Here is a 5,069-nt window from a genome sequence, read left to right on the forward strand (position 1 = left end):
GATGAGGTGGTGGTGGACTTTATCAACGGCGACCCGGACCGGCCGATTATCACCGGTCGCGTGTACAACGACGCGAGCATGCCGCCGTGGGCGCTACCGGCTGCGGCGACGCAGATGGGTTTTATGAGCCGCACGAAAGACGGTTCCGTCGACAACGCCAACGCCCTGCGCTTTGAGGACAAGGCGGGCGCAGAGCAGGTGTGGATCCAGGCCGAGCGGAATCTGGATATTAACGTCAAAAACGACGAGTCGCATTCTACTGAAAAAAATCGCACTCAGTTTGTTGGAGAAGATGAAACTTTACGGGTAGCGAAAAACCAGAAATCAGGTATTAAAGGCGATGTGATATGCCTGACGGGTAAGAGTCGAAACGATAAAGTGGTTAACAATTTTATCCTTTCCGCAGGTAATACACTGAGACTTGAATGTGGTGAAAGTGCTATCGAGCTATCAAAAGACGGCAGCGTTAATATCATTGGGAATAATTTTAACTTTACTGCAAAAGAGAATGCGCAAATTAATACGCTTTCCGGTGAATTGCATTTAAATCCTGATGATGGACGAAACGTTATCGATCCTCCTGGCGCATCCCATCAGGGTGAAATCCAGCAGGAAGTGGATAGTTTTTTTGTTATTAATGGCAATAAATAAGAGTAACCCGAATGGCTGAATATATTCTTCAGGAAGCATCCCTCGCCTTACCTGATGTGTTTAAAGACAGAACCATGAATTTATTTACCCTGAGTGATAATGGAGCCAGCGAGTTTACTTTTGTTGTTTCTCGTGCGAGTGCTAAAAACGAAGATAAAGTCCATGATGCGGCAACACGGCTGGTACGTGAACTGGAAATTACGTTGCCCGACTTTCGTCTCGAATCCTCTCAGATGACCTCTGTTGATGGTCACCCTGCGGTTGAGCTTTATTATCAGTTCAAAAATGATAATGCGATCATTTTCCAGAGGCAGACCGTTATTTTGCTCGGTGACCATCCTGGCGGCCAAAAGATGGTGTGTTATATCGGTACTTGCCCGGGCGAGTTTAGCGATTATTATCATAATCAATATCAGGAAATTATCCGCAGTATTAAGTTCCACAAACCGGCTCAGACTGAAACCCAGGAAATGCTCGCTGCCGACAGCCAGGGGCCATTTTTTGCGCTTGATAGTGAGAGTAAGGTACTCAGTGTCTTTGAAAACATTCAGGAACTGTATGGACACCTTTCGCTTCAGCGGGCGAAAGAGGGGCAGTATTTGCTTTTTGAAAAGCGGGGTAAACCACTCAGTATTGCACCCGTTCCGGACAGCCAACCCCTTCGTTACGCGCTCTGGACGACTTCCTCAGACAAATCACATCACTTGCTTTCACAGCTTTCCGTATGCCGCCAGGTCTCTGGTTCTGACCAACTTAATACACCCGATCGGATACGTGGGTATCTGATGGCACAGCGAGCCGAATAGTTATGTCCGAATGTCTGGCCGCTCGCGTGGATGATGAGATTGCTCATACAGCCTCAAAAGGCTGGATGATCGCAGGATTGGTTGGTGGGGCAATTCTGGGCGCAGCTGCCGTTGTCGTCACCGGAGGGACCGCGTTGGTTGCTGTTTCTGCCGTTGCGGCTGGGGCATGTGCTGCGGGTGGGGTGGGTGAGCTCCTCGGTAGTATGTCATGGGCTCCACGCCATACTACCGGTACGCTAAAAGAAGGTTCACCCAATGTCTTTATCAACAGCCGAAAGGCTATCCGCGCTCATCTGTCAGCCGGAGAGTGTGATGAGCACAGCGGTAGCCTGCAACGGGTTGCGGAAGGTTCGATAAAAGTTTACATCAACAACTTTCCCGCCTCTCGCACAGGCGATAAGTTGACTTGCAGCGCTGAGATTAGTCAGGGATCGCGTAATGTTATTATCGGTGGAAGCAAGGTTCAGACCGATGAAATAAGTCCTGAAATCCCGGAGTGGGTGAACTGGACGATGCTCGCCGTTGGTGCCGGAGCCATGGCGGTGCTGGCCAGTCCGGCAATCGCACTTCTGAGTACCCTCGGTGCGATGGGCGGTGGCACTGTGGGTAGCTACGCGGGTGGAATGCTGTTTGGCGAAGGCAGCGACGGTCAGAAATGGGGGATGCTGATCGGCTCCGTTATCGGCGGCGGGGCTGGCATGAAGGGAGGGGCAAGGTTTGATGCGTGGCGGGCTGGTAAAATACCGGCAGTCAGACCTGTCGAAGCAAGCCCATTAGGCGCTACAGGTTTAAATAAACCGAAGATGAGTTTATCCGAGGCTGTAGGTAAAGACCTGTCGAATACATGGATAACGAAGGGAAGACAACTTGCTGAACAAGGGGATAAACGACTCTCCTCCCTGCTAACCGATGATGAAGTAGGGGCTCTTTACGGTTATACTACGAATGAAGGTTATCCGATGGTTAACAATGCGCTAAGAGGTCAGGCTGAACTTACACCAGAAATACAAGCCTTTGCGGATCACGCCACTAACGCGCTTGATAAGCTTCCTTCCTATGAGGGGATAACATATCGAGGCGCGACGTTACCTGAAAACGTACTAATGGAAAACCAGGTGGGCAATGTTGTTTCTGATCCAGCATTTATGAGCACCGATCAGAAAGTTCCTTTTTCGGGAGATACCACGATTACAATTAATGGTAAAACAGGTAAGCCTATTGATTTTCTTTCTGAATATAAAGGAACTGAAACGGAAGTGCTTTTCAAACCAGGTACCAAATTTGAAGTTGTTGAGCGTGTTGATTCTGGTGGTAAAACCGCGCTTACATATAAGGAATTATAATGATCGATCTGCACACTGATTTAAATACGTTACTAAAGTATGTGGACAAATATCGACAATACTTACCCGTTAGCAGTCCTTTGGTTCAGCGGAGGATGCAGTATACTTATGATAATAAACCCTTAGAATCATCGCCGAATAGTGATGCACAAAAACAATGGGACTTAACACCATCATGTAACATCTCACTAGCGGAATCGCGAGATCGTGCTGTTGGTGCGCTTATTGGTCTTGCTGTTGGAGATGCTGTAGGGACGACGCTCGAATTTTTACCTCGTGACAAAGCACACGTCAACGATATGACAGGTGGTGGGCCGTTTCGACTTCGCGCAGGCGAGTGGACGGATGATACATCCATGGCATTATGTCTTGCGGAAACGCTTCTTGAGAAAGGTGATGCTGATACTACCTGCTTCAGGAATAAGCTTTTGGCATGGTATCAGCATGGTTATAACAGTTCAAATGGCGTCTGTTTTGATATAGGTAATACAACGCGATTTGCTTTAGAGCAATATTTAACAATTGGCCCAGGATGGAGCGGCAATACTGCGGCAGAAACTGCAGGTAATGCTTCCATTATCAGACAAGCCCCTGTCTCTATTTTTTTTAGAAAGTCATTAAACAAAGCATTTTATGAAGCTAAAAAACAGAGTATCGCAACACACGGTGCCGCGGAAGCAATAAATAGCACACAGTATTTAAGTTATTTGCTTGTGCATATGATTAACGGTAGCAATAAAGATTTTGTTTTTTCTCCGCACGTTATGCCGCTTCAGCCACGCGTAATGATTATCAACGCGGGTGAATATAAGCAAAAAACTCGCGATCAGATTCGTTCAAGTGGTTATGTTATCGATACGCTTGAGGCCGCGATGTGGTCGGTATGGAATACGGATAATTTCCGCGATGCAATTCTGCTGGCCGCCAATCTTGCCGATGACGCTGACAGCGTTGCGGCGACGGCGGGGCAAATAGCTGGAGCATTATATGGTTATTCCGGTATTCCCCAGGAGTGGAAAAATAAACTCGTGCAACACGAACGTATCGCCACAATGGCAGGTGAGTTATTCGATAGAGCACCTGAGGACAATTTTTTATAATTGTATAATCCCTATGGCACGGCTATTTTTCCGTGCCTGATATTTGGTCAGTTAAAAACATCTCTTCCAGTCAATAGGTGGAGGGATACAGTATATTTTCAATATAAAAATATGATTGAGATTGCTCATGAATAAAGAAAATTATACCGAGCTGAATTATATCAATGATGCCCTTGACATAATCAGTCAACGGTTGGAAGCAAAGCCTGATTTTTCACTGTATGTTATGGTGAAGTGCCAGTTGGATTATATCAAATCAATTTTAATAGGTGCTGAAAAAGATAAAAGTAAATTACATGCATTAAATCTTGGAGTGCTCGCGTCCAAAGAATTTGATACAACAGATGCCGAGCTTGCTGAGCATTTATCTAATGCTAATTATATAGCTTCGCAGATGGGGCAAGGATTAAAGGTCATTCTTCCTCATGAACAAGATGTGGAGTATTTGAAAAGACAAAAAAGATATCTCAAGTGATTAAGGTTTTTTTGTTTTAATGTCTGATAAGCTGTGAACATTCTAGTCCCGATTGTTTTATTTTTACTGTTTGCATGACGACGAATAAAAATGAGTGGAGTAGGAAAAGATGAAATGGATTGGGTGTGTGTTTTTCATCCTTATTACTTTAGCATACATCTGGAATGGAAAGGATTTGTTCGACAAAAAACAATGGTTCCTGGCCGGATTGATGTTTGTTCTGGTGCTAGTGACTACGGGTGTTATTGGTTTTACGTTGAAATGGCTCGCTCAGTCAATGTCATTATTCTCCGTCGCAACGGCGAAACAATATACGATTATCTTTTCCATGTCTTTCCTGTGCGTATGGGGGCTAAAAGTTACCGTTGTGCTGCTCTGCACGATCTTTTCCGGGATTATAGGGGGGCACAAAAAATACAATGCTGAAAATTATGAAGCAATATCGTCTATAACACGCGTCATTGCGCCTGGCTTACTAATCGTTGCTAAAAGCGTAGTTTCCCTGGGTAGCGTCCTTATGTTTAAAGGTTTATGGCTTAAATAAGCACGATAAAAAAATATTTCAATGAACACCGAGATCAGTCCATAGTGGAATAAATATTATGCTCAACCGAATTACCGTTCAGCTCCCGGTGGAGGGGCTTCTGTTCTGGAAACTGACGGGCCGCGAGGCGATGTCCGAGTCGTTCGCGCT

6 protein-coding genes are annotated in these 5,069 nt (G+C 45.7%); all 6 read left to right on the forward strand.

What is annotated here, in order from left to right; translation table 11 throughout:
- Positions 1 to 651, forward strand: a 651-nt coding sequence (locus BJ885_RS23090) for a bacteriophage T4 gp5 trimerisation domain-containing protein (RefSeq protein WP_404851352.1), incomplete at its 5' end; no start/stop codon positions are given.
- A gap of 11 nt (positions 652 to 662) precedes the next feature.
- Positions 663 to 1,457: a DcrB-related protein gene (locus BJ885_RS23095; RefSeq protein WP_121930907.1), complete on the forward strand. Its 795-nt coding sequence runs from the start codon at positions 663 to 665 to the stop codon at positions 1,455 to 1,457.
- Between the two features lie 2 nt (positions 1,458 to 1,459).
- On the forward strand, positions 1,460 to 2,800 hold the full coding sequence (locus BJ885_RS23100) for a PAAR domain-containing protein (RefSeq protein WP_121930908.1): 1,341 nt from the start codon (positions 1,460 to 1,462) through the stop codon (positions 2,798 to 2,800).
- A complete protein-coding gene (gene tri1 / locus BJ885_RS23105; protein WP_121930909.1) occupies positions 2,800 to 3,900 on the forward strand; it encodes an ADP-ribosylarginine hydrolase Tri1 in 1,101 nt (366 codons plus the stop codon). Before BJ885_RS23100 ends, tri1 begins: the two co-directional genes overlap by 1 nt.
- A 127-nt stretch (positions 3,901 to 4,027) precedes the next feature.
- Complete coding sequence (locus BJ885_RS23110) at positions 4,028 to 4,375, forward strand: immunity protein Tsi6 family protein (protein WP_121930910.1); 348 nt, start codon at positions 4,028 to 4,030, stop codon at positions 4,373 to 4,375.
- 109 nt (positions 4,376 to 4,484) lie between these two features.
- Positions 4,485 to 4,919 carry a hypothetical protein gene (locus tag BJ885_RS23115; protein WP_121930911.1) on the forward strand — a complete coding sequence of 145 codons (435 nt, stop codon included), beginning with the start codon at positions 4,485 to 4,487 and terminating at the stop codon, positions 4,917 to 4,919.
- Positions 4,920 to 5,069: the final 150 nt, after the last annotated feature.

Source organism: Enterobacter sp. WP_7_1 (assembly GCF_003688535.1).
GTDB lineage: Bacteria > Pseudomonadota > Gammaproteobacteria > Enterobacterales > Enterobacteriaceae > Enterobacter > Enterobacter asburiae.

Excerpts from the sequence above, each read along its gene's own strand:
- tri1 (WP_121930909.1), top strand. The coding sequence starts at position 2,800 with ATGATCGATCTGCACACTGATTTAAATACGTTACTAAAGTATGTGGAC.
- BJ885_RS23115 (WP_121930911.1), top strand. The coding sequence starts at position 4,485 with ATGAAATGGATTGGGTGTGTGTTTTTCATCCTTATTACTTTAGCATAC.
- BJ885_RS23100 (WP_121930908.1), top strand. The coding sequence starts at position 1,460 with ATGTCCGAATGTCTGGCCGCTCGCGTGGATGATGAGATTGCTCATACA.
- BJ885_RS23095 (WP_121930907.1), top strand. The coding sequence starts at position 663 with ATGGCTGAATATATTCTTCAGGAAGCATCCCTCGCCTTACCTGATGTG.
- BJ885_RS23110 (WP_121930910.1), top strand. The coding sequence starts at position 4,028 with ATGAATAAAGAAAATTATACCGAGCTGAATTATATCAATGATGCCCTT.